Origin of the sequence: Microbacterium sp. 4R-513, assembly GCF_011046485.1 — a bacterium.
Lineage (GTDB): Bacteria > Actinomycetota > Actinomycetes > Actinomycetales > Microbacteriaceae > Microbacterium.
Map to the genome: position 1 here is coordinate 1941951 of NZ_CP049256.1, position 23378 is coordinate 1965328.

The 23378-nt window shown below is 71.0% G+C and carries 17 protein-coding genes; 15 read left to right on the plus strand and 2 right to left on the minus strand.

The window, feature by feature from the left end; all coding sequences use genetic code 11:
* The first annotated feature begins 40 nt into the window (after positions 1-40).
* The 5 genes from G5T42_RS08445 to G5T42_RS08465 all read left to right on the plus strand — a co-directional run bounded on the left by G5T42_RS08445 (position 41) and on the right by G5T42_RS08465 (position 7384).
* Positions 41-1552: an alpha-N-arabinofuranosidase gene (locus G5T42_RS08445; protein WP_165127641.1), complete on the plus strand. Its 1512-nt coding sequence runs from the start codon at positions 41-43 to the stop codon at positions 1550-1552.
* A 14-nt stretch (positions 1553-1566) separates the two neighbouring features.
* Positions 1567-2574 carry a LacI family DNA-binding transcriptional regulator gene (locus G5T42_RS08450; protein ID WP_165127643.1) on the plus strand — a complete coding sequence of 336 codons (1008 nt, stop codon included), beginning with the start codon at positions 1567-1569 and terminating at the stop codon, positions 2572-2574.
* Positions 2575-2697: 123 nt separating this feature from the next.
* The gene (locus G5T42_RS08455) at positions 2698-3720 is read left to right on the plus strand and encodes a 3-oxoacyl-ACP synthase III (protein WP_241246022.1); all 1023 of its coding nucleotides are present in this window, start codon (positions 2698-2700) and stop codon (positions 3718-3720) included.
* A complete protein-coding gene (locus G5T42_RS08460) occupies positions 3717-6401 on the plus strand; it encodes an alpha/beta fold hydrolase (protein ID WP_165127647.1) in 2685 nt (894 codons plus the stop codon). Before G5T42_RS08455 ends, G5T42_RS08460 begins: the two co-directional genes overlap by 4 nt.
* A complete protein-coding gene (locus G5T42_RS08465) occupies positions 6398-7384 on the plus strand; it encodes an NAD-dependent epimerase/dehydratase family protein (protein WP_165127649.1) in 987 nt (328 codons plus the stop codon). Before G5T42_RS08460 ends, G5T42_RS08465 begins: the two co-directional genes overlap by 4 nt.
* Before the next feature lie 96 nt (positions 7385-7480).
* On the opposite strand, the gene G5T42_RS08470 is transcribed toward G5T42_RS08465, so the two are convergent.
* Positions 7481-8254, minus strand: a complete 774-nt coding sequence (locus tag G5T42_RS08470) for a coenzyme F420-0:L-glutamate ligase (protein WP_165127651.1) — start codon at positions 8252-8254, stop codon at positions 7481-7483.
* Positions 8255-8293: 39 nt separating this feature from the next.
* On the opposite strand from G5T42_RS08470, the gene cofD reads away from it, so the two are divergent.
* The 9 genes from cofD (at position 8294) to cofC (ending at position 19824) form a co-directional block, all read left to right on the plus strand.
* Complete coding sequence (gene cofD, locus G5T42_RS08475; RefSeq protein WP_165127653.1) at positions 8294-9292, plus strand: 2-phospho-L-lactate transferase; 999 nt, start codon at positions 8294-8296, stop codon at positions 9290-9292.
* A gap of 102 nt (positions 9293-9394) precedes the next feature.
* Positions 9395-10243 carry a nitrilase-related carbon-nitrogen hydrolase gene (locus G5T42_RS08480; protein WP_165127655.1) on the plus strand — a complete coding sequence of 283 codons (849 nt, stop codon included), beginning with the start codon at positions 9395-9397 and terminating at the stop codon, positions 10241-10243.
* 12 nt (positions 10244-10255) lie between these two features.
* A complete protein-coding gene (hydA, locus tag G5T42_RS08485) occupies positions 10256-11692 on the plus strand; it encodes a dihydropyrimidinase (protein WP_165127657.1) in 1437 nt (478 codons plus the stop codon).
* A gap of 112 nt (positions 11693-11804) precedes the next feature.
* A complete protein-coding gene (locus G5T42_RS08490; RefSeq protein ID WP_165127659.1) occupies positions 11805-12821 on the plus strand; it encodes a TIGR03842 family LLM class F420-dependent oxidoreductase in 1017 nt (338 codons plus the stop codon).
* Positions 12822-12869: 48 nt separating this feature from the next.
* Positions 12870-14183, plus strand: a complete 1314-nt coding sequence (locus G5T42_RS08495) for an aspartate aminotransferase family protein (RefSeq protein ID WP_165130156.1) — start codon at positions 12870-12872, stop codon at positions 14181-14183.
* A 58-nt stretch (positions 14184-14241) separates the two neighbouring features.
* Entirely contained in the window at positions 14242-16659 is a 2418-nt protein-coding gene (cofG, locus tag G5T42_RS08500) for a 7,8-didemethyl-8-hydroxy-5-deazariboflavin synthase CofG (RefSeq protein WP_241245746.1), read from the plus strand.
* The gene (locus tag G5T42_RS08505; protein ID WP_241245747.1) at positions 16656-18164 is read left to right on the plus strand and encodes an NAD(P)/FAD-dependent oxidoreductase; all 1509 of its coding nucleotides are present in this window, start codon (positions 16656-16658) and stop codon (positions 18162-18164) included. The genes cofG and G5T42_RS08505 overlap by 4 nt, the downstream gene beginning before the upstream one ends.
* Entirely contained in the window at positions 18161-19171 is a 1011-nt protein-coding gene (gene fgd, locus G5T42_RS08510) for a glucose-6-phosphate dehydrogenase (coenzyme-F420) (RefSeq protein WP_165127663.1), read from the plus strand. The genes G5T42_RS08505 and fgd overlap by 4 nt, the downstream gene beginning before the upstream one ends.
* Positions 19168-19824 (plus strand): 2-phospho-L-lactate guanylyltransferase, encoded by a 657-nt coding sequence (gene cofC, locus G5T42_RS08515; protein WP_165127665.1) that lies wholly within the window; start codon positions 19168-19170, stop codon positions 19822-19824. Before fgd ends, cofC begins: the two co-directional genes overlap by 4 nt.
* Here cofC and G5T42_RS08520 read toward each other — a convergent pair.
* Positions 19782-21722: a family 43 glycosylhydrolase gene (locus G5T42_RS08520; protein ID WP_165127667.1), complete on the minus strand. Its 1941-nt coding sequence runs from the start codon at positions 21720-21722 to the stop codon at positions 19782-19784. The genes cofC and G5T42_RS08520 overlap by 43 nt on opposite strands.
* 329 nt (positions 21723-22051) lie before the next feature.
* On the opposite strand from G5T42_RS08520, the gene G5T42_RS08525 reads away from it, so the two are divergent.
* Positions 22052-23365, plus strand: coding sequence for a sensor domain-containing diguanylate cyclase (locus G5T42_RS08525; protein WP_165127669.1), 1314 nt, complete (start codon positions 22052-22054; stop codon positions 23363-23365).
* The last annotated feature ends 13 nt before the right edge of the window (positions 23366-23378 follow it).

Sequence of the window (23378 nt, forward strand, 5' to 3'; positions counted from 1 at the left end):
GCCGCCCCGTCTTCGGCCCCCTGCTCACCGGAAGAGAAGAATGATCCGAGCACACCTCACCATCGACCCGCACTTCACCGTCGGGCCCATCAACCGCCGCCTGTTCGGCTCGTTCGTCGAGCACCTCGGCCGCTGCGTCTACGACGGGATCTACGAGCCCGGTCATACCCGCGCCGACGAGGACGGCTTCCGCACCGACGTCATCGAGCTCGTGCGCGAGCTGGGCGTCTCGACCATCCGGTACCCGGGCGGCAACTTCGTCTCGGGATACCGCTGGGAGGACGGCGTCGGACCGCGAGACCAGCGTCCGCGGCGTCTGGACCTCGCATGGCACTCGACCGAGACGAACGAGATCGGACTCGATGAGTTCGCGACCTGGCTCGGCAAGGTGGACAGCGAGCTGATGTACGCCGTCAACCTCGGGACGCGCGGAGTGCTCGAGGCCCTCGACGTCCTCGAGTACGCCAACCACCGCTCGGGGACCGAGTGGTCCGACAGGCGGGTGGCGAACGGGCATCCCGAGCCCCACGGCATCCGCATGTGGTGCCTCGGCAACGAGATGGACGGTCCGTGGCAGCTCGGCCACAGCACGGCGCAGGAGTACGGGCAGCTCGCCTCGAAGACCGCGCGCGCCATGCGGCAGATCGATCCCGATCTCGAGCTCGTGGTGTGCGGCAGCTCCGGCGCGCAGATGCCGACGTTCGGCGAGTGGGAGCGCGTCGTGCTCGAGGAGACGTACGACAACGTCGACTTCATCTCGTGCCACGCCTACTACGAGCCGTCGGGCGACGACTTCGGCAGCTTCCTGGCGTCCGCCGTCAACATGGACCGCTTCATCGAGGCGGTCGTCGCGACGGCCGACCACGTCAAAGCGGTGCGCAACAGTGACAAGACGATCAACATCTCGTTCGACGAGTGGAACGTCTGGTACCAGTCGCGCTACAACGAGGTCGACAAGATCACCGATGTCGCGGACTGGCCGGTCGCGCCCCGCCTGCTCGAGGACTCCTACACGGTGCTCGACGCCGTCGTCTTCGGGAGCCTCCTCATCTCGCTCATCCGGCACGCCGATCGAGTCACGTCGGCGAGCCTCGCGCAGCTCGTCAACGTCATCGCGCCGATCATGACCGAGCCCGGCGGGCCGGCGTGGCGGCAGACGACGTTCTTCCCGTTCTCGCTCACGTCGCAGCTCGCCCGGGGAGTTGCGCTCGAGCTGAAGCTCGACAGCCCCACCTACGACACCGAGCAGTACGGCGCTGTGCCGATCGTGGACGCCGTCGCGACGCACGATCCCGACGAAGGCGGGACGACGGTCTTCGCCGTGAATCGAAGTCTGACCGATGAGGTCACCCTCCAGATCGACGCGCGCGCCCTCGGCGCGGCGAAGAGCGCGAAGGCGACCTCGATCTTCGACGACGACATCCACGCCGCGAACACCCTCGCGCAGCCCGACCGGGTGGCGCCGAGGGAGAACGACTCGGTCGAGCTGTCGGAGGGGGCGATCACCGTCACCCTCCCGCCGTGCTCCTGGACGGTCCTCACGGTCGACTGAACCGGCGTGGCGACATGGCGCGGACCCAGCGGGTGACCCTGAAGGAGATCGCCGCTCAGACCGGGGTGTCGATGACGACCATCTCGAAGGTGCTCAACGGGGCGGCCGACGTCTCGTCCTCCACGCGCGAGCTCGTCGAGGATCACCTGCGCAAGAGCGGCTACCGGCGGCGCAAGAGCAGGCAGCGACGCGAGTACATCGAGGTCGTGCTCCACGAGCTCGAGGGGGAGTGGGCGCTCGCGATCATCGAGGGCGTCCGCGAGGCCGCGGCTCGCGTGGGGCTGGCAGTGTCGCTCTCCGTGAGCGGGGACCGCCACGCTCCCGGCGGCGAGTGGCTCGACTCCGTCGTGCGCCGAGGTCCGACGGGCATCATCCTGCTGTTCGCGGGCATCGAACCGGAGGGCCGCGAGAAGCTCAAGGCACGAGGCATCCCGTTCGTCATCATCGACCCCGCCGGCGACCCGGCGCCCGGCATCCCCGCGGTCGGGGCGGCCAACTGGGCCGGCGGGGTGGCGGCGACCCGGCACCTCATCGAGCTCGGGCACCGCCGCATCGCGGCGATCACCGGACCGGGCGACCTCATGTCGTCGCTCGCGCGGCTGGACGGATACCGGTCGGCGATGATGTCGGCGGGCCTCCCGGTGGATCCGGACTGGATACGGTTCGGGGACTTCGACCGCAGGAGCGGAGAACGTCATGCCATCGCGCTCCTGAGCCTTCCCGAACCGCCGACGGCGATCTTCGCGGGAAGCGACCTCCAGGCCCTCGGGGTGCTGCACGCGGCGACCGCGCGCGCCGTGCGGGTTCCGGACGCGCTCTCGGTCGTCGGATTCGACGACCTTCCGGTCGCCGAGCTCGCCAGCCCGCGCCTGACGACCATCCGGCAGCCGCTGCGTGAGATGGCGGAGCAGGCGACGCGTCTCCTGCTCCAGCTCCTCGAGGAGCGCAGCCCCGACGTCACCCGGGTCGAGCTCGCGACGAGCCTCGTGATCCGCGACTCGACGGCCCCCGCCCCAGCGTGACCCGGGCCCTCCCCGCGCGGCGGAGGGAACAGGTGCGTAATGCGAGCGCAAGCCCTGCGTTTGCACAGGCGGCGTGGGGTAAGAACTATTCAGGAGGATCTCATCGACCTCCGCGGAGGTTCAGTGCCCGGTAACGCCATAGCCCGATTCCAGAACGTCGCGCTCCTCTCCGTCGCGAGCGTTCTTCCCAGTCGCGTCACGACGTCGGACGAGATCGAGCGGCGCCTCGCGCCCTCGCTGTCGCGCCTCAGACTGCGCAGCGGCCTCCTCCGACGCGTCGCAGGCGTCCTCGAGCGGCGCAACTGGGCCGAGGGCGAATCGGTGGATGCCGCCACCATCGCCGCGGGGCAGCGCGCTCTGGCCGAAGCCGGCGTCGACGCGTCCGAGATCGGACTGCTGATCAACACGTCGGTCACGAGGGCGCACCTCGAGCCGTCGGTGGCCGTGGGCCTGCATCACGGCCTGGATCTGCCCAGCTCGGCCGTCAACTTCGACGTCGCGAACGCCTGCCTGGGCTTCATCAACGGCATGTCGCTCGCCGCGACCATGATCGAGTCCGGCCAGATCCGCTACGCCATGGTCGTCGCGGGTGAGGACGCCGACGAGATCCAGGTCAACACGATCGACCGGCTGCTCCGCGGAGACGGCGACCGCGATGCCTTCATGAGCGAGTTCGCATCGCTCACACTCGGATCGGGTTCTGCCGCGGCGGTCCTCGGACGTGCCGACGAGCACCCGGAGGGCCACCGGATCCTGGGCGGCGTGACGCGCGCCGCAACCGTGTTCCACCAGCTCTGCGTCGGCAGCGTCGACGGCATGTTCACCGATGCGAAGGCGCTCCTCAAGGGCGGCCTCGATCTCGTGGTGTCGGCCTGGAAAGAGGCCGCAGGGGAGTGGGACTGGAAGTCCATGAACCGCTACATCACGCACCAGGTGTCGTCGATCCACACCGACGCCATCGTGAAGGCCATCCACCTCGACCGCTCGCGGGTCCCCACCACCTTCCCCCGCTTCGGGAACATCGGTCCGGCATCCGTGCCCATCACCCTCGTCGAGGAGCAGGCGACCCTGCACAAGGGCGACCGGGTCCTGCTGATGGGCGTCGGCTCCGGCCTCAACACGGCAATGCTGGAGCTCGCCTGGTGAATGACGCCGCGGCGCTCGCAGGGCTGCCCGGCCTCGACCTCCGATGGAGCAGCACCCGGCTGGTGCCCGAGCGAGGTTCGGGCGCGGTTCACGAGTGGCACTTCCTGGACACGGATGCCGAGCTCCGACGCCTCCGGGCCGCTCCCGTCGGCACGATCCTCGCCGTGCACGGCAACCCCACCTGGTCGTACCTGTGGCGGGAGCTCGCCGCCGCCTCGCTGCGCGCCGCCGAGGCAGGGGGGGCCGCCTGGCGCGTCATCGCGGTGGATCAGCTCGGCATGGGCTTCTCGGCCCGCCTGGACGAGCCCCGCCGCCTGGCGCGCCGCGTGGCCGACCTCGGCGACTTCACCGACGCTCTCGGTCTCGAGGGGCCCGTGGTCTCCCTCGGTCACGACTGGGGCGGTGTGGTCTCGCTCGGCTGGGCGGTCGATCATCCCGACCTCCTGGCCGGAGTCATGGCCTTGAACACCGCGGTCCACCACCCGGCAGACGTGCCGATCCCGGCCGCGCTCCGCGTCGCCCGCACGCCGGGAGTCCTCGGCGCGTCGACGGTGACGACCCCCGCGTTCCTCGAGACCACGCTCGCGCTCGCTCGTCCGGCCCTGTCGCCGGAGGTCAAGGACGCCTTTCGCGCGCCGTACCTCACCCCCGCGCGGCGGCGCGCCATCGGCGGGTTCGTCGAAGACATCCCGGTGGATGCCGCGCATCCGAGCTTCCGCGAACTGGAGCGCATCGCGACCGGCGTCGCGGCCCTCCGTGTACCGGCGCTGCTGCTGTGGGGCCCGGGCGACCCCATCTTCACCGACCGCTACCTGGACGACCTCGTCGACCGGCTCCCGCACGCCGACGTCCATCGGTTCGAGGGGGCGGGGCACCTCGTCGCCGAGGACCGGCCGTATGCCGACGCGATCCTCGACTGGCTGGGTGAGGAGGGGCGTGGGTTCGGGGATGTCAGGGCCGCGGAGCCGGGAGCCGGCGACGGCGACACTGCGTACCGACCCGGAGACCCCGCGCCGGCAGGACAGCCGGTCGCCCGGGACGCCTTCGCGCCGCTCTGGTCCGCCCTCGACGCCCGACGTGGCGACGACGAGGTCGCCGTCATCGACATGGCGACACGGGGCGGCGGTGAGCGTCACGTCAGCTGGCGTCTGCTCGACGACCGAGTCCGCCGGCTCGCTGCGGGCCTCGCGCGCATCGGTGTGCGGAAAGGGCAGCGCGTCTCGGTGCTCGTGCCCCCCGGTCCGACCCTCACCGCGGTGGTCTACGCCTGCCTGCGGATCGGCGCGGTCGTCGTGGTGGCCGATGCGGGACTCGGGGCGCAGGGGCTGACCCGCGCGATCCGCGGAGCGTGGCCCGATGTCGTGATCGGCGGGCTCCCCGGCATCGCCGCCGCACGTGCGCTCGGCTGGCCCGGCATGCGCATCTCGGTCGGCCGGTTCCCCAAGGTGTCGGCCGCGGCGTTGGGAGTGCGTCACGACCTCGCCGCGATCGCCGCGCTCGGCGCGGCAGCGCCGCTTCCCCCGGAGCCCGGCCCCGACGATCCCGCCGCGATCCTCTTCACCTCGGGGTCGACCGGACCCGCGAAGGGCGTGGCGTACACGCACCGGCAGCTGTCCGCGCTCCGGGACGTCCTCGCAGCGCACTTCGAGGTCACGAGCGACACGGGTCTCGTCACGGGCTTCGCCCCCTTCGCTCTCCTGGGGCCGGCGCTCGGCACTCGCTCCGTGACGCCCGAGATGGATGTCTCGGCACCGCGCACCCTCACCGCGTCGGCGGTCGCGGCCGCCGTCCGCGCCTCTGACGCCCGCATCGTCTTCCTCTCGCCGGCCGCGATCATGAACGTCGTGGCGACGGCCGACGGCCTCACGGTCGAGGATCGCCGCGCCCTGGAGCGGGTGGAGACGTTCCTCTCCACGGGGGCGCCGGTGGGCGAGCCGCTCCTCGCGGCGGCGGCGGCGCTCATGCCGCAGGCTGTCCCGCACACGCCATACGGCATGACCGAGTGCCTCCTGGTCACCGACGTGACCCTGGCCGGCATCCGGGCGGTGACGGATGCCGCGGACCGCGGCGTCTGCGTCGGAACGCCGATCGCGGCCAACCACGTGCTCATCGACCCGTTGGACGCGGACGGCCGGCCGAGCGGAGATCCCGGCGCGACGACGGGGGTGCTCGGCGAGGTCGTGATCTCCGCGCCGCATCTCAAGACGTCCTACGACCGGCTCTGGCTCACCGATCGAGCGGCTGTGCGCGACACGCCCGCCGAAGGCCGCTGGCACCGCACCGGAGACATCGGGCACCTCGATGCCGACGGACGTCTGTGGATCGAAGGGCGCCTGCCGCACGTCATCGTCGCGGCGGACGGCCCGATCGCGCCCGTGGGGCCCGAGCAGCAGGTGGAGGCGGTCCCCGAGGTGCGCCGCGCCGCCGTCGTCGGCGTCGGTCCGCGCGGTACGCAGCAGGCCGTCGCCATCGTCGAGACGCTTCCCGAGACCTCCCGCCCCGCTCTGGCCGCTGCCGAGACAGCCTCGGCCGTGCGGGCGTCCAGCGACCTGCCGCTCGTCGCCGTGCTCGCCGTGCCGCGCCTGCCGACGGACATCCGTCACAACTCGAAGATCGATCGTACGAGGCTCGCACGGTGGGCCGAGCGCACGCTCGCCGGGGGCGCGGTGGGCCGGCCGTGATCGTCACCGTGACGGGGGCATCGGGGCACCTCGGCCGCGCCGTCGCTGCCGAGCTCGTGCGCCGAGGGCACGCGGTCCGCACGATGCAGCGGCGGCCGAGCGGAGTGGCGGGGGCTGTCGACATCCTCGGCTCGGTCGCGGACCGGGATGCCGTGGCCCGCGCCCTCGACGGCGCCGAGGGCGTCGTCCACCTCGCCGCCAAGGTGTCCCTCGCGGGCGACCGGGCCGAGTTCCGCGCCATCAACGTCGACGGAACGCGCATCCTGCTCGACGAGGCGCGGCGTGCCGGGGCATCCCGATTCGTCCAGGTCTCGTCGCCGTCCGTCGCGCATGCCGGCGCGGCTCTGGCGGGGGTCGGAGCGGAGCCTGCCTCGCCCGACGATGCCCACGGCGAGTACGCGCGCACGAAAGCCGAGGGCGAGCTCCTCGCGCTCGACCGCGACAGCGACGAGATGCCTGTCGTGGCCGTTCGTCCGCACCTCGTCTGGGGCCCCGGCGACACGCAGCTCGTCGAGCGGATCGTCGACCGCGCACGCCGGGGCCGTCTGCCTCTCCTCGACGGAGGACGCGCGCTCGTCGACTCGACGTACATCGACAACGCCGCGAGCGGGATCGTCGCGGCGCTCGATCGTGCTCCGCAGGCGCGTGGCAGAGCCTTCGTGATCACGAACGGCGAACCGCGGCCCGTCGGCGAGCTGCTCGCGGGCATCTGCGTCGCCGCCGGCGTGCGTCCTCCTCGGTGGAGCGTGCCCTCGGGCGTCGCGCGCGCCGCAGGGTCGGTCGTCGAGCGGGTCTGGGCGATCCGCCCTGGCCTCGACGAGCCGCCCATGACCCGGTTTCTCGCCGAGCAGCTCTCGACTGCTCACTGGTTCGACCAGCGCGAGACCCGCCGGGCGCTCGACTGGACGCCGACGGTCACGATCGACGAGGGGCTGCGTCGGCTGCGGAAGCACTATGCCAAGCGCGCTGGAACTGCGCTGTAGATTGCCCTCCGCCCCGACATCCCGTCGCACCCGCCGGTCTGGCGGCGATTGGAGGGGCTTCGGCGCCTGACGACACCCCGGCCCGCGTGCTCGGTGTCAGGGCGACGACCGTGCGGCGAGGCCGGCGGCGTAGCCCTCCTGCCACGACTCGCGGGCGCCGGTGTGGAACAGGTCGCGGTCGCGCTCGCGCACGATGCTGCGGGCTCCCGGGAGATCGAGCTCGCCCACGAGATCGGCGCGTCCGCGCACGACCGCGACGGGCAGCCCCGTCGTCTTGCGCTTCACGAGGTCGGCGGCCGCCGCCAGCTCGTCGGCGACGCAGGGGAGGGTCACGACGAGCGGACGCCCCGCGGAGTCGACGTCGCCCCGGTAGTCCTCGAACACCCGCACTCCGCCCGCGCCGATCGCACTGTCGGTCTGTCCGTCGCGCCAGGCGCGGCCGAGCGTGTCGGACAGGATGACGCCGACGCGAGCGCCGGTCGCCGCGCGCAGACCGGCGGCGAGGGCGCGAGCCGAGGCATCCGGATCCACCGGCAGGAGCAGGATCGTGCCCGGAGCGGTGTTGCTCGCATCGACCCCGGCCGCCGCGGCGATGATCCCCAGTCGGCTCTCGACGATGCGGACCCGGCCATCGGCCGACGTCGCGACGACGCGGGCGGTCTCGGCCTCGATCGCGTCCGCGCGGTCGTCTGCGACGACGGAGCGGCCCTCGGCCTTCGACACGATCTTCGAGGTCACGACGAGGATGTCGCCGTCGCGCAGAGGATCGGCGGCCGCAGCCGCGGCGATGATCGCGACGAGGTCGTCGCCGGCCTGGATCTCGGGGATGCCGCGCAGCGGGAAGATCGTCAGGTTCGGCGCTTCGGGCATGCGGCCACGCTACCAACGGCTTCGGTAGGCTCGTCCGCCATGCGCGACCTTCGAAACGACGGCGTCCCTCTCCACGGTCTGCGGGTCGTCCTCCTCGCCGGCGGCGCGGGCGGATCGACGTTCGCCGTCGGACTCCGCGACGTCGTCGTGGCCGGAGGCGGAAGTCTGACGGTCGTCTGCAACACCGCCGACGACCTCTGGGTTCACGGCCTGCGCATCCAGCCCGACGTCGACTCGATGCTCTACGGACTCGCGGGCGTGAAGGATCCCGTGCGCGGCTGGGGCCGGGCCGGCGACTCGGATCGGGTGTCTCAGGAGCTTCGCGAATGGAACCTCGGGTGGGACTGGTTCGCGCTCGGCGACCTCGACCTCGGAACGCACATCGCCCGCAGCTCGTGGCTCCGTGAGGGCGCAGGGGTCGGCGGGGTCGTGCACCGGCTCCAGGAGCGGTGGGAGCTGGGCGCCCGGCTCCTGCCGATGACCGAGTCCGAGGTGGACACCCTCGTGATGCTCGATGAGGGCACGATCCACTTCCAGGAGTGGTGGACCCGCCACCGCGCGCAGCGCGAGCCCCGCGCATTCGCCAACCCCGGGATCGAATCCGCCCGGCCGGCACCCGGGGTGCTCGAGGCCCTCGCCGAGGCCGACGTCGTCGTGCTCGCACCTTCGAATCCCGTGGTCTCCATCGGGCCCATCGTCGGCGTCCCGGGCATCGCTGACGCCATCAGAGGCGGGACCGCACCCGTCGTCGGCGTCTCGCCGATCATCGGCGGATCGCCGGTGCGGGGGATGGCCGACGTGTGCCTGCGGGTGGTCGGAGCCGAATGCTCCGCCGCGGGCGTGGCGCAGCTGTACGGCGCCCGCGACGGGGGCGGGCTCCTCGACGCGTGGCTCCTCGGGGAGGAGGACGCGGCCGAGGCTCCGCGCATCGAGGGCCTCGGCATCCGTCCCGTCGTCACGCCCCTGTGGATGTCGGATGTCGCGCTCACGCGTGCGCTCGCCGCCGACGCGCTCGCCGCCGCCCTGACGCTCGGCTGACCCGGTTCGGGCGACCGCTCCCCGAATGCCTCTTGCGCACGCGGCCCGCTGACCCAAGCATGGGGACACGGCCGACCGAGGCCGACCACAGGGGAGGCCCACATGGCTGTCGTTCGAGCGGCGATCACACAGACCACCTGGACGGGTGACAAAGCGTCCATGCTCGACAAGCACGAGCAGTTCGCGCGGGATGCCGCGGCCCAGGGGGCGCAGGTCGTGTGCTTCCAGGAGCTGTTCTACGGCCCGTACTTCGGCATCACGCAGGACAAGAAGTACTACCGCTTCGCCGAGGCGGCCGACGGGCCGATCGTGCAGCGGTTCGCGGACCTCGCCAAGGAGCTCGGCGTGGTCTCGGTGCTGCCGATCTACGAGGAGGACCAGACCGGCGTCTACTACAACACGTCGGTGCTGGTGGATGCCGATGGCACGATCCTCGGCAAGTACCGCAAGAACCACCTCCCCAACCTCGAGAAGTTCTGGGAGAAGTTCTACTTCCGCCCCGGCAACCTCGGCTATCCCGTGTTCGACACCGCCGTCGGCCGCGTCGGCATGTACATCTGCTACGACCGGCACTTCCCCGAAGGATGGCGCGAGCTCGGGCTCAACGGCGCGCACCTCGTCTTCAACCCCAACGCCACCAAGCCCGGTCTTTCGAACCGTCTCTGGGAGGTCGAGGGACCCGCGGCCGCGGTCGCGAACGGGTACTTCGTGCTGCAGCCGAACCGCGTGGGCCGCGAGGACAACGAGTACGGCGACGACGCGGTCGACTTCTACGGCACGAGCCAGGTGATCGACCCGCGGGGCAACTTCGTCGGCGACCGCGGATCCACCGAGCACGAGGAGGTGCTCGTGCGCGACCTCGACCTCGACATGGTGCAGCAGATGCGCGACGACTGGCAGTTCTACCGCGACCGCCGTCCCGACACGTACAACGACATCGTGGCGCCGTGAGAGTGAGCTGACATGACGACGACACTCATCACCGGCGGCACCGTGGTCTCGGCGACGGGACGTGCCGAAGCGGACGTGCTCATCGACGGCGAGACGATCGCCGCCGTGCTGGCTCCCGGCTCCCAGCTTCTCGGGACGGATGTCGCGGCATCCGTCGACGCCGTCATCGACGCGACCGGCAAGTACGTGATCCCCGGCGGCATCGACGCCCACACGCATATGGAGCTGCCGTTCGGCGGCACGAACGCGTCCGACACCTTCGAGACCGGCACGCGCGCCGCCGCGTGGGGCGGCACGACGTCGATCATCGACTTCGCCGTGCAGCGCTACGGCGAGCGGGTGCAGGACGGCTTGGCCGCATGGCACGAGAAGGCGGCCGGCAACTGCGCCATCGACTACGGCTTCCACCAGATCGTCGGCGGGGTCGACGACGACTCGCTCGCGGCGATGCGTGGGCTCGCCGACGAAGGCGTCACGAGCTTCAAGCTCTTCATGGCCTATCCGGGCGTCTTCTACTCCGACGACGCGCAGGTGCTGAGGGCCATGCAGGTGTCGCAGGAGACCGGCCTCCTGACGATGATGCACGCCGAGAACGGTCCCGCGATCGACGTGCTCGCGGCGCAGCTGGCCGAGGCCGGCAAGAAGGCGCCGTACTACCACGGCATCGCGCGCGCGTGGCAGATGGAGGAGGAGGCGACGCACCGCGCCATCATGCTGGCGAACCTCACCGGCGCTCCTCTCTACGTCGTCCACGTGTCGGCCAAGCAGGCGGTCGAGCAGCTCGCGTGGGCGCGCGACCAGGGCTGGAACGTCTTCGGCGAGACGTGCCCGCAGTACCTCTACCTGTCGCTCGAGGAGCAGCTCGGCGGCTTCAGCGAGGAGTGGGGGCAGTTCGAAGGCGCGAAATGGGTGTGCTCCACCCCGCTGCGGTCCCGGGCCGAGGGCCACCAGCACCACATGTGGCAGGCGCTCCGGACCAACGACATCCAGATGGTCTCCACCGACCACTGTCCGTTCTGCATGAAGGGCCAGAAGGAGCTCGGCAAGGACGACTTCCGCGCGATCCCCAACGGCATCGGCTCGATCGAGCACCGCATGGACCTCATGTACCAGGGCGTCGTCACGGGGAAGATCACCCTCGAGCGCTGGGTCGAGCTGACCAGCACGACGCCGGCCCGCATGTTCGGCCTGTACGGGCGGAAGGGCGTCATCCAGCCCGGAGCCGACGGCGACATCGTCGTCTACGACCCGAACGGCCACACGTCGATCGGGCTGAACAAGACCCACCACATGAACATGGACTACTCCGCGTGGGAGGGCTACGAGATCGACGGGCACGTCGACACAGTGCTCTCGCGCGGCAAGGTCATCGTCGACGGCGGCGAGTATCTCGGATCGAAGGGCGACGGGCGCTACCTCAAGCGCGGCCTGTCGCAGTACCTCCTGTGACGCGCGGCATCGCCACCATGTCCCGAAATCGGTCGCTTCCAGGGGTTGGAAGCGACCGACTTCGGGACATCAAAGGACAGGATCGGGACACGATCCCGGGGAGGAGTTGACCATGGACTTCGGCGTCGTCCTCCAGACCAACCCGCCCGCCTCGCGCACAGTGCAGCTCGCCAAGCTCGCCGAGGCGCACGGCTTCAGCCACGTGTGGACGTTCGACTCGCATCTGCTGTGGGAGGAGCCGTACGTCATCCACTCGGCGATCCTCGCCGAGACCAACCGCATCACCGTGGGGCCGTTCGTCACGAACCCGTCGACGCGGGACTGGACGGTCACGGCATCCGTGTTCGCGACGCTCAACGAGATGTACGGCAACCGGACCGTGTGCGGCATCGGCCGCGGCGACTCCGCGGTGCGCGTCACCAACGGCCAGCCGGCATCGCTCGGCGAACTGCGCCAGGCGATCCACGTCATCCGCGAGCTCGCCAACTCGCGCGCCGTCGACTACCACGGCGCGACGCTGCAGTTCCCGTGGAGCCGCGGCTCGTCACTCGAGGTCTGGGTCGCCGCCTACGGTCCGCTCGCCCTCAAGCTCGCGGGCGAGGTCGGCGACGGCTTCATCCTGCAGCTCGCGGACGTCGACATCGCGGCATGGATGATCAAGACGGTCCGGGATGCCGCGGCGAACGTCGGCCGCGACCCCGACGCACTGGAGTTCTGCGTCGCCGCGCCGATGTACATCGGCACCGACTGGGCGCACATGCGCGACCAGTGCCGGTGGTTCGGGGGGATGGTGGGCAACCACGTCGCCGACATCGTGGCGAAGTACGGTGCGCACGGCGCCGTGCCGGACGCCCTCACCGAGTACATCGCGGGGCGCACGGGCTACGACTACAACACCCACGGCCGGGCCGAGAACGATCATGTCGACTTCGTGCCCGACGCGATCGTCGACCGCTTCTGCATCCTGGGGACGGCGGAGGAGCACATCGCGAAGCTCGAGCAGCTGCGAGCGCTCGGCATGACGCAGTTCGCGGGCTACCTGCAGCACGACAACAAGGAGGAGACCCTGCGCGTCTACGGCGAGCGGGTCATCCCGGCGCTCTCGGCACACGTGACCGCGAAGTCCTGAGCCGCTGCCCAGCACCCCCCGACGGGGGCCAGAATGGCAGACATGACCATGAGCGAAGCGACGACCGACCTCGACGACCTCGCGACGCGGCTCGACCGCGATCACGTCTTCCACTCCTGGTCGGCGCAGGCCGGGCTGACCCCTACCGTCATCGCCGGCGGCTCGGGCAGCGTCGTGTGGGATCACGCCGGCAGGCGCTACCTGGACTTCTCGAGCCAGCTCGTCAACGTCAACATCGGACACCAGCATCCCGCGGTCATCCGGGCGATCCACGACCAGGCCGACGTCCTCGCGACCGTCGGCCCGGCCGCGGCGAGCCTCGTGCGCGGCGAGGCGGCCAAGCGCATCGCCGACCGGGCGCCCGAGGGGTTCTCCAAGGTCTTCTTCACCAACGGCGGCGCCGACGCCGTCGAGAACGCCATCCGGATGGCGCGGCTGCACACGGGCCGCGACAAGGTGCTCTCGACCTACCGCTCGTACCACGGCAACACGGGAGCCGCCATCGTCGCGACCGGCGACTGGCGACGGATGCCGAACGAGTTCGCCCGCGGACACGTGCACTTCTTCGGGCCCTACCTGTACCGCTCCGAGTTCTGGGCGACGACGCCCGAGGAGGAGAGCGCGCGGGCCCTGCGCCACCTGGAGCGCGTGATCCAGTCCGAAGGGCCGGCGACGATCGCGGCGATCCTGCTCGAGTCCGTGCCGGGCACGGCGGGCATCCTGGTGCCGCCGCCCGGCTACCTCGCCGGGGTCCGTGCCATCGCCGACAAGTACGACATCCTCCTCATCCTCGACGAGGTCATGTGCGGCTTCGGACGCACCGGCCGGTGGTTCGCCTTCCAGGGATACGACGTCGTGCCCGACCTCATCACCTTCGCGAAGGGCGTCAACTCGGGCTACGTGCCGATCGGCGGGGTCGTGATCTCCGACCCCATCGCGGCGACGTTCGACGAGCGCGTCTTCCCCGGGGGACTCACCTACAGCGGCCATCTCCTGGGCGCCGCCTCGATCGTCGGGGCGCTCGACGCGATGGAGTCCGAGGGCATCGTCGACAACGCTCGCCGGATCGGCGCGGAGGCGATCGGCCCTGGGCTCCGCGAGCTCGCCGAGCGGCATCCCGCGATCGGCGAGGTACGAGGCGAGGGCGTCTTCTGGGCGATCGAGTTCGTGACCGATCGCGAGACCCGTGAGCCGGTGGATGCCGCGACCATCGGCCGCATCAAGAGCGAGCTCGTGTCGCGCGACCTGCTGCCGTTCGTCGCCGAGAACCGCATCCACGTGGTCCCGCCGTGCGTCGTCACCCACGACGAGGTGGCCCAGGCGCTCGCAATTTACGACGAAGCCTTCGCCGCCGCCCTCTGAGCGGGTGCACCCGATGCGCTTCCCTGCAACACCGACGGCTGCCCTTGCCGCTCCCGCCGTGACCGTCGACGAGGCCGAGCGGATGCTGTCCGCGACAGGTGACGATTTCGAGGAGCTCCTCGCGCGCGCCTCGGCCCTGCGCGACGAAGGCCTTGCCGCGGCCCGGCGACCGGATGTCATCACGTACTCGCGCAAGGTGTTCGTCCCGCTCACGACGCTGTGCCGCGATCGCTGCCACTACTGCATCTTCGTCGACACCCCCGGGCAGCTGCGCCTCACGCACGCCCCGCTGTACATGTCGGACGAGCAGATCCTGCGGGTCGTGCGGGCCGGCGCGGACCTCGGGTGCAAAGAGGCGCTGCTGACGCTCGGCGACCGGCCGGAGGAGCGCTGGCCCGAGGCGCGGGCCTGGCTCGATGAGCACGGCTACGCGTCGACGCTCGACTACGTCGCGCACGCCGCCCGGCTCATCACGGCCGAGACGGGTCTGCTCGCGCACCTCAACCCGGGCGTGATGACGGCGGAGGAGCTGCGCACCCTCCGCCCGACTGCCCCGTCGATGGGCATGATGCTCGAGACCACCTCGCGCGCACTCTTCGAGACTCCGGGCGCCGTGCACTACGGATCGCCCGACAAAGACCCCGATGTGCGGCTGCGAGTCATCGCCGATGCCGGCGAAGCGCGTATCCCGTTCACGACGGGGCTCCTCGTCGGGATCGGCGAGACGCTTCGCGACCGCGCCGAGTCGCTCGTCGCGCTCCGCGACCTCCACGACCGCTACGGCCACGTGCAGGAGGTCATCGTCCAGAACTTCCGGGCCAAGCCGGGAACCGCGATGCGCAGCGCTCCGGATGCCGCGACCCGCGAGTACATCGCCACGGTCGCCGTCGCGCGGATCGTTCTCGGCGCGCACATGCGCATCCAGGCGCCGCCCAACCTCAGCGCGCGCGACGAGCTCGGCCTGCTCGTCCGCGCCGGCGTCGACGACTGGGGAGGCGTCTCGCCCCTCACCGCCGACCACGTCAACCCCGAGCGGCCGTGGCCGCACCTCGACGACCTCGCGGCTGCGACAGCCGAGGCGGGCTTCACTCTGCGCGAGCGCCTCACGGCCCATCCCGAGTACGTGCACGACTCCGAGCGCTGGATCGACCCCGGTCTGCACGCGGCCGTGGAACGGCTGGCCGACCCGGTGACGGGTCTCGCGGCGACGGATGCCTCGAGCCGGGCCGATCCCGTCGATCCGGAGCGTTTCGTCTCCGGCGCTGCGCGCCTCCGCTCAACGACCGGGGGCGGCGCTGCGGATTCGGGGCGTTTCGTCTCCGGCGCTGCGCGCCTCCGCTCAACGACCGGGACCGGGGCCGGGGCCGGCGTTCCCCCTCGGTCGTTGAGCGAGCGGAGCGAGACGAAACGCACCGAACCGCCAATGGAACGTCTGGCCGAGCAGGCCGCGCGAGACCCCCGCAGTCTCGACGACACCGAGTGGGAAGCCCTCCTCACCGCGACCCGGGACGACCTCGAGGCGGTCGTCCGCACGGCCGACGACGTGCGCCGGTACACCGTCGGCGACGCCGTGAGCATGGTCGTCAACCGCAATCTGACCTCGACGCACCTGCGCGCGGTGCCGGCCGGTCCGCCGACGTTCGGACTGGCCGATGCAGCTGCGGTCGCCCACGACGCCGCCGATCTCGGTGCGACCGAGGTGTGCGTGCAGGGCGCTCTGCCGCCGACGGAAGATCCCGGCCTGTACGTCGAGCTGGTCCGCGCGATCAGCTCGGCCGAGCCGAGCCTCCACCTCCATGCCTACCGACCGCAGGACGTGGCCGACCTCTCCGACCGCGGCGGGATCGGGCTCCAGGCGGCGCTCGACAGCCTCAAGGCGGCGGGCGTTCGCACGATGCCCGGCACGGGCGTGAAGATCCTGAGCGAGCGCGTGCGCACGCTTGTGGCACCCGGAGACCTCGAGATCGACCGCTGGATCGAGATCATCACGGCGGAGCACCGCGCCGGACTCCGCACGTCGTCGGTGCTCTTCTACGGCCACGTCGAGACGGCGGGGGAGCGGATCGCGCACCTCCGCCGCCTGCGCTCGATCCAGGACGAGACGGGCGGCTTCACGGAGTTCGTCCCGATTCCGCTTCCTGGCCACGGCGTGCCCCTCGTGAACGACCGCGCCGACGCCGACGAGCACCGGGCGATGGTCGCGGTCGCGCGCCTCATGCTGGCAGGCAGCATCCCGCACATCCAGATCCCGTGGACCCGGCACGGCCGCGACCTCGCGATCACGCTCCTGCAGGCGGGCGGAGACGACCTGGGCGGAACGCTGCTCGACGGGCGCGTGCTGCCGGAGTCGGGGGTCGAGCACGGCCTGGAGTACCCGTACGCGGAGGCCGCGGCATCCGTCCGGCGGATCTTCCGGCCCCTGCGGCAGCGGTCGACGGACTACCGCGAGGCGGTCCCGGCAAGGACCTCGGCATGATGCGCCGCTCGGTCGGCGTCGCGATCGTCGGAGCGGGGTTCGCCGGCCTCGCGGCCGCGATGACCCTTCGCGATGCGGGGCACGACATCGCCGTCTTCGAGCGCGCCGATAGAGTCGGCGGCACGTGGCGCGACAACACCTATCCCGGTGTCGCGTGCGATGTGCCGTCGCACCTGTACGGGTTCGCGCGGCATCCCGAACCGTCGTGGTCGGCCGAGTTCGCGCCGGGCGGCGAGATCCAGGCCTACATCGAGCGGGTCGTCGACCGGGAGCGACTGGGGGCGGCGATCACCTTCGACGCCCCGCTCCTCGATGCCGAATGGCGGGAGGATGCCTCGGCCTGGCGCCTCGAGTTCGGCGGCGCCGCCCCGGCGACCGTCGAGGCCGAGGCGCTCGTCCTCGCCTGTGGGCGCCTCACCGAGCCGCGCATCCCGCCGATCGCCGGGCTCGAGTCGTTCGCCGGGCCGCTGTTCCACTCGGCGCGGTGGGATCACGGAGTCGACCTCGACGGGCGGCACGTCGCTGTCGTGGGCTCGGGCGCGAGCGCTGTGCAGCTCGTGCCGCAGCTCGCGCGCAGCGCGGCGAAGGTGTCGCTCTTCCAGCGGAGCCCCGCCTGGATCCTGCCGCGCGGCGGGCGGGCGTACTCCGACGCCGAGCGTGCGCGGTTCGCCGAGGATCGGAGCGAGATCGCCGCCCTGAGGAAACGGCTCGACGCCGAGGGCGAGGCGCGGTTCGCGTCGCGTTCCGGCGGTCCGGACGCGGCCGACGCCGAGCGTGCCGCCCGTGCGCACCTCGCCGCGCAGGTCGCCGACTCGGCGCTGCGGGCCGTCCTCACGCCCGACTACGCCTTCGGCTGCAAGCGGGTGCTGCTCTCCGACGAGTTCTACCCTGCCGTGGCCTCGGACCGCGTCACGCTCGAGCCGAGCGCGCTCGCCGCGATCGACGGAGGCGAGCTGGTCGCGGCATCCGGGAGGCGTCATCGCGGGGTCGACGCCCTCGTGCTCGCGACCGGCTTCCAGACCACCAGGCAGCCCTACGCGCGGATCGTCCGCGGCGAGGGCGGCGTCGCGCTCGCCGAGCATTGGGCGGACGGCATGACGTCGTTCGGCTCGACCGTGGTCTCGGGCTTTCCGCAGCTGTTCGTGCTCAACGGACCGAATGCGTCGCTCGGTCACACGTCGTCGGTCCTCATGCTCGAGGCGCAGGCCCGATACGTGGCCGCGTCGCTCGCGCGTCGTGCGCCCGGCGCCGTGCTGAGGGTCCGGGCCGAGGCCGAACGAGACTACACCCGCATGGTCGACGACCGAGCGGCGGGGACCCCCTGGCTGACCGGCGGCTGCCGCAACTGGTATGTCGACGAGGGGTCGAGACGGCTCACCCTCGTGTGGCCGGGGACCGTGGCGGACTACCGCGCGGCGCTCGCCGCGAGCGACGGGGCCGAGTTCGAGGCCATGACGCCGATGGCGGCTGTTGCCGCTCGTACGCAGGAGGAGGCGGGATCGTGACAGTGCCCATCCGTTTCGGATACAAGGCATCGGCGGAGCAGTTCGGACCTGCGGAGCTGCTCGAGTACGCCGTCATGGCGGAGGAGGCGGGCTTCGACTCGGTCTTCGTGTCGGATCACCTCCAGCCCTGGTTGCACGAGGGTGGGCACGCCCCGGCATCCGTTCCCTGGCTGGGGGCTCTCGGCGCGAAGACGTCTCGCGTGCTCATCGGCACGTCGGTGCTGACGCCCACGTTCCGCTACAACCCGACGGTCGTCGCGCAGGACTTCGCGACTCTCGGCGTGATGTACCCCGGCCGGGTGATCCTGGGCGTCGGGACGGGCGAGGCGCTCAACGAGGCGAACCTCGGCATCCCGTGGCCGGAGCCGCCCGAGCGGTTCCGGCGCCTCAAGGAGGCCATCGGCCTGATCCGGCGGCTGTGGTCGGAGGACCGCGTCAACTTCGACGGCGAGTTCTACACGACCCGCAACATCACGATCTACGACAAGATGGACGACCCCGTGCCGATCTACATCGGCGCGGCCGGTCCCGCTGCGACACGCCTGGCGGGACGCATCGCCGACGGATTCATCACGACGAGCGGCAAGAAGCGCGAGCTCTACACCGACACGCTGCTGCCCGCCCTGCACGAAGGGCTGGAGAAGGCCGGTCGGCCCGATGACGCGATCGACACCCTCATCGAGATCAAGGTCTCGTACCATCCCGATCGCGCGACGGCGCTCGAGAAGACGCGCTTCTGGGCCCCGCTCGCGCTGAGTCCCGAAGAGAAGATGGGCGTCGACGATCCGCTGGAGATGCAGCGGCTCGGCGAGCAGCTGCCGATCGAGCGGGCGGCCTCCCGGTTCATCGTCTCGGACGACCCCGAGGAGCACGTGGAACGCATCGCGTGGTACGTCGGGCTCGGCTTCCGCCACCTCGTGTTCCACGATCCCGGCGCCGACCAGGCCGAGTTCCTGCGCCTCTACCGCGACGACATCCTGCCGCGCCTGCGCGAAAGGTTCTCGTGAGCGGTTGGATCATCGTCCTGCCCGTGAAAGAGGCGTCTCGCGCGAAGTCCCGACTGGGAGAGCTGCGTCGCGGCGACGGCGCACTCGCACGGGCGATCGCGCTCGACACGATCGACGCGGTGCGCGAGTGCTCCGCCGTGGGGAGGGTCGTCGTCGTCACGGACGACGGCGGGCTTGAAGCATCCGTCCCCTCCGACGTCGAGGTGATCGCCGACCGGGAGGGACGGGGTCCTGATGCCGCCATCGCGGCGGCGATGTCGATGCTCGCCGAGACCGCCCCGCGCGCCGCGCTGCTCGCCGATCTGCCCGCGCTCAGACCCGGCGACCTCGCCGACGCTCTCGAGGCCGCGTTGGGGCATCCGCGCGCCGTCGTGGCGGATGCGGAAGAACGGGGCTCGACCCTCGTCACGGCCGCCCCCGGGGTGCGCTGGGCCTCGGCATTCGGGCGGGATTCGTTCGAGCAGCACCTGTCGCTGGGTTGCGAGGCGCTGCCCGTGCCGGCCGGCTCGTCACTCCGACGCGACGTCGACACACCCGACCACCTCGCGGCGGCCGCGGAGCTCGGGCTCCGCGGCCGCACGCTCGCGTGGTGGACAGCTGTCGGCGGCGATCAGCCCCGGGGGCTCTCCTTGACCGTCGATACGCGGACGTAGTCGAACTGCGCCGTGTAGTGCTGGTTGGGGTCCTGAAGACCGTACGCGACCAGTGCGATCTTCACGTCGTCGCCGAGCGAGTGGGTCCACGTCCCGCCCTTCACCCAGGTCTGGCCGTCCCGGCTCGTGTAGGCCGTGAAGCTCTGGGTGTCGCCGCCGGCCTCCTGGCTCGCGGCGCCCGTGAGCTTCTGCACGACGATGCGCAGGTACGTCCAGTCGTCACCCGGAGGGCCGACGACGGTGTTGCCGTAGCGCGCCCAGCCTTCGGGTGCTTGCGAGATCTCCTTCGCGAACTCGGTCTGGCGCGTGTTCCAGATCGACGTCTCGGTGAGCTTGACGTAGTCGTCGTCACTCGCGTAGGCCAGGATGCCGACCTGGGCGTAGTTGAAGCAGCATCCGCTCGGGAGGTCCATCCGCACCTTCGCCTCGATCACGTAGTCGGCCTTGGGGGCGTCGCGGAGAAGGACGGCCGCGCTGTCGGCGTCGACGTAGAGATCGCCGGCCTGGATCGGGATGCTCAGCACCCCGTTCGCGACGGTCGCCGTCGGCGCGATGTCGTCGCGCTGCCACGACCAGGCGGGGTCGAGCGCCGTGCCGTCGAACTCGTCGGAGTACTGCGGGAGCAGACGCTTCGGCTCCTGCACGGCGGCCGGACGGTAGCGGTGGCGGGTCTGCTCACCGGCCTGCCCGGCGGGTGCCGGCTGCTTGTCCACGGAGGCGCCGGCGCCGCCGTTGACCGTCGGCCACCCGTCGACCCAGTCGATCGCGTCGAGGAGCGCCGGGCGCTTGGTGAAGCCCGGCTGGAACGCGAAGAACGGGTCCCGCTGGTCGACGGCGTGATAGATCGTCCACCAGTCTCCGTTGGCGTCCTGGAAGACGGTGTTGTGACCCGTTCCGACCCACCGGTTGCCGTTCATCGTGAGGAAGGGCGTTCCGCCGGTGTTCTCGGCGGTGAGCGACACGCCTTCGCGGTCGTAGAAGGGTCCGAGGGGACTCGTGGACCGTCCGACGAAGACGCTGTACCCGGTCAGCGCGCCGTTGCAGCAGTTGGTGGCCGAGACGAAGAGGTAGTAGTAGCCGTCCTTGTAGACGACGTTGGCGCCCTCGTACTTGTTGTCGATCGCCACCTGGGTCGCCGATCCGGTGGCCGCGGTCGCGCCGGTCTCGGTCAGCTGCAGCGTCGTGCCATAGATCCCGCCGTAGTAGCTGCCGTAGTAGATGATGCTCGAGTCGGTGATCGTGTCACCGAGCACGTCCGGATCGTAGGTCCAGAGGAAGTTGCATCCGGCCCCGTTCTGCCGGGGGCCCACGACGGGCGTGTCCGAGAACGTCCAAGGGCCGGTCGGGTCGGGGGCGGTCGCGACGCCGATCGCGTTGTCGCTGTCGCACCCTTCCACTCCGCTCACGGAGCTCGCGGTGTTCGTCACGACGACGAACATGTAGTACTGGTCGAAGGTGCTCGAGTACACGACATCGGGCGCCCACAGGGCCGCGGTGGGATCGGCCCAGCTCGGCAGCATCGAGAACGCGTCGCCGACGTACGTCCAGTCCACGAGATTCTCGGAGGTCATGGTGGGAACCCGGTGGAAGACCGGGTCGCCGTTCGCATCGACGTCCTCGTCGTTGAGGGGATCCGTCGTGCAGTACAGGTACCAGGTCGTGTCGCCCGGACGCTGCCCGCGCAGCACGTTCGGGTCGGCGCAGCTCTCGACCACGCCGTCACCGGGGATGACCGGCTGCAGCGGGTTGGTGTAGCTGCCTGGGTTGGAGCCATGCCCCGACGAGCCGGTTGTGTGGGCTGTCGGCTGCGCTGCCGTGGCGAGCCCCGCGGGACCCGCGATCGCGAACGCCGACGCGATGACCGCGGCGAGTAGACGGATGCTGGACGACTTCTTCATCGACGCTCCTCGAACGAGAAGAGACCCTCGCACCCACGGCATGCGCGTCAGAAGGCACCGGGCCCCTCGCTCCGCACGCTAGTCCTCGGCCGCTCGGTGCCGGCCCCCCATTGCGCGCGCCTCCGAAAGGCAGTACATTCCCGCGCCGAGTCCCCCTGTGCTCGACGAGACCGACCGCGCCGACGTTCCGACGTCCCGCGGACCGGCGCTGGATGCGAAGCGCGAGTGCGCGATCCGAATGTGTGTTGCGGCGAGAGAACCGTGGGAAGGCGTCGTCGGATCGCGGAAGATAGGGTTCAGGGGACCGGCTGGCGCGACGGAGGAGATGCGTGGATGTGGGCGAAGCCGATGCGCTTCCGGTAGGTGTGGTCCGCGTCGATCGGCACGGGACCGTCGCCGACGCCAACCCCTGGTTCGCCGGGTGGGTCGGCCGCGATCGCGACGACCTCATCGGGCATTCGATCGACGAGTTCCTCGTGCATCCACCGGAGGACCTGCTCCCCAGCGGTGCCGGGCCGGGGCCGTGGGTGATGCTCCACACTGCGCGGCCGGGACGTGCCGTCATGGTCACGCGTCAGCGGTACGGGGCGGAGGACGTGCTCATCGTCTCCGAGGCATCCGAGAGATTCCAGGCGCTCACCGACCTTCGCCAGCGGTACGCGCTCGCAGACCGCACCCGGACACGCCTCCAGCTTCTTCTGGCCTCCTCCGTCGCGTTCGCGACCGCGACGACGGAAGAGCGTCTCGCCGAAGTGCTCGCGGACACCACCGCGCGTTCGTACCGAGCCGAGGAGTCGACGGTCTACTTCCACGAGGCCGACGGCACGAGCGTCGTCGGCGGCGGCCGCGACCCGCTGAACGGGCGCTTCGACCCCGATACCCTCATCGGACTCGTGAGCGCTCCCCGGCGCGTGATCAAGGTCGTCGGTCCGGATGAGGCGGAGGCGCTCCTCGAGGGGTTGGGCGACGCGATGCGGTCGGCGGGCATCCGCGCCCTGATCGGCGCACCCCTGCACCATGAGGAGAGCGACTTCGGCGCCTTCATCAGCTGGTTCCACCACGAGCGGGCCTTCGACGACGAAGCCGCGCCCCTCGCGGAGGCGCTGGCCGGTCAGGCCGCTCAGGCGCTGGCCACGCTGCGGCTTCAGGAGCGCCTGGCTCATGCGGCGATGCACGACGAGGTCACCGGGCTGCCGAACCGCCGGCTGCTCGAGGCCCAGATGGACGAGCTCGCCGGATCGACCGGCTGCGCCGTGCTCTTCATCGACCTCGACGACTTCAAGCGCGTCAACGACAGGCTGGGCCACCACGCGGGTGACCGGATGCTGCACGAAGCCGGGAAGCGCCTGCTCTCGGGAGTGCGCTCGGGTGACCTCGTCGCCCGCTATGGAGGCGATGAGTTCGTCGTGGTCGCGCGCGATGTCGCGGATGAGACCGTGGCCCTCGACATCGCGCAGCGGATCCTCGAGGCGCTCCGCAGCGAGCCCGGCGGTTCCGGCCAGCCGCTCAGTGCGAGCGTCGGCGTCGCGATCGCGCGCCCGGGCGGTGCGGTCCTGCCCGAGCAGCTCATCCGCCGCGCCGATCTGGCGATGTACCGCGCGAAAGCCGCGGGCGGCGACCGCATCGAGGTCGCGGCCGGCTAGCCGCAGCCCCGCC

Bases quoted from the DNA above. Each gene is read 5' to 3' on its own strand.
- G5T42_RS08520 (WP_165127667.1), bottom strand. From the start codon at position 21,722: ATGAAGAAGTCGTCCAGCATCCGTCTACTCGCCGCGGTCATCGCGTCG.
- G5T42_RS08480 (WP_165127655.1), top strand. From the start codon at position 9,395: ATGGCTGTCGTTCGAGCGGCGATCACACAGACCACCTGGACGGGTGAC.
- G5T42_RS08490 (WP_165127659.1), top strand. From the start codon at position 11,805: ATGGACTTCGGCGTCGTCCTCCAGACCAACCCGCCCGCCTCGCGCACA.
- G5T42_RS08445 (WP_165127641.1), top strand. From the start codon at position 41: ATGATCCGAGCACACCTCACCATCGACCCGCACTTCACCGTCGGGCCC.
- cofD (WP_165127653.1), top strand. From the start codon at position 8,294: ATGCGCGACCTTCGAAACGACGGCGTCCCTCTCCACGGTCTGCGGGTC.
- G5T42_RS08470 (WP_165127651.1), bottom strand. From the start codon at position 8,254: ATGCCCGAAGCGCCGAACCTGACGATCTTCCCGCTGCGCGGCATCCCC.
- G5T42_RS08505 (WP_241245747.1), top strand. From the start codon at position 16,656: ATGATGCGCCGCTCGGTCGGCGTCGCGATCGTCGGAGCGGGGTTCGCC.
- G5T42_RS08495 (WP_165130156.1), top strand. From the start codon at position 12,870: ATGAGCGAAGCGACGACCGACCTCGACGACCTCGCGACGCGGCTCGAC.
- G5T42_RS08450 (WP_165127643.1), top strand. From the start codon at position 1,567: ATGGCGCGGACCCAGCGGGTGACCCTGAAGGAGATCGCCGCTCAGACC.
- hydA (WP_165127657.1), top strand. From the start codon at position 10,256: ATGACGACGACACTCATCACCGGCGGCACCGTGGTCTCGGCGACGGGA.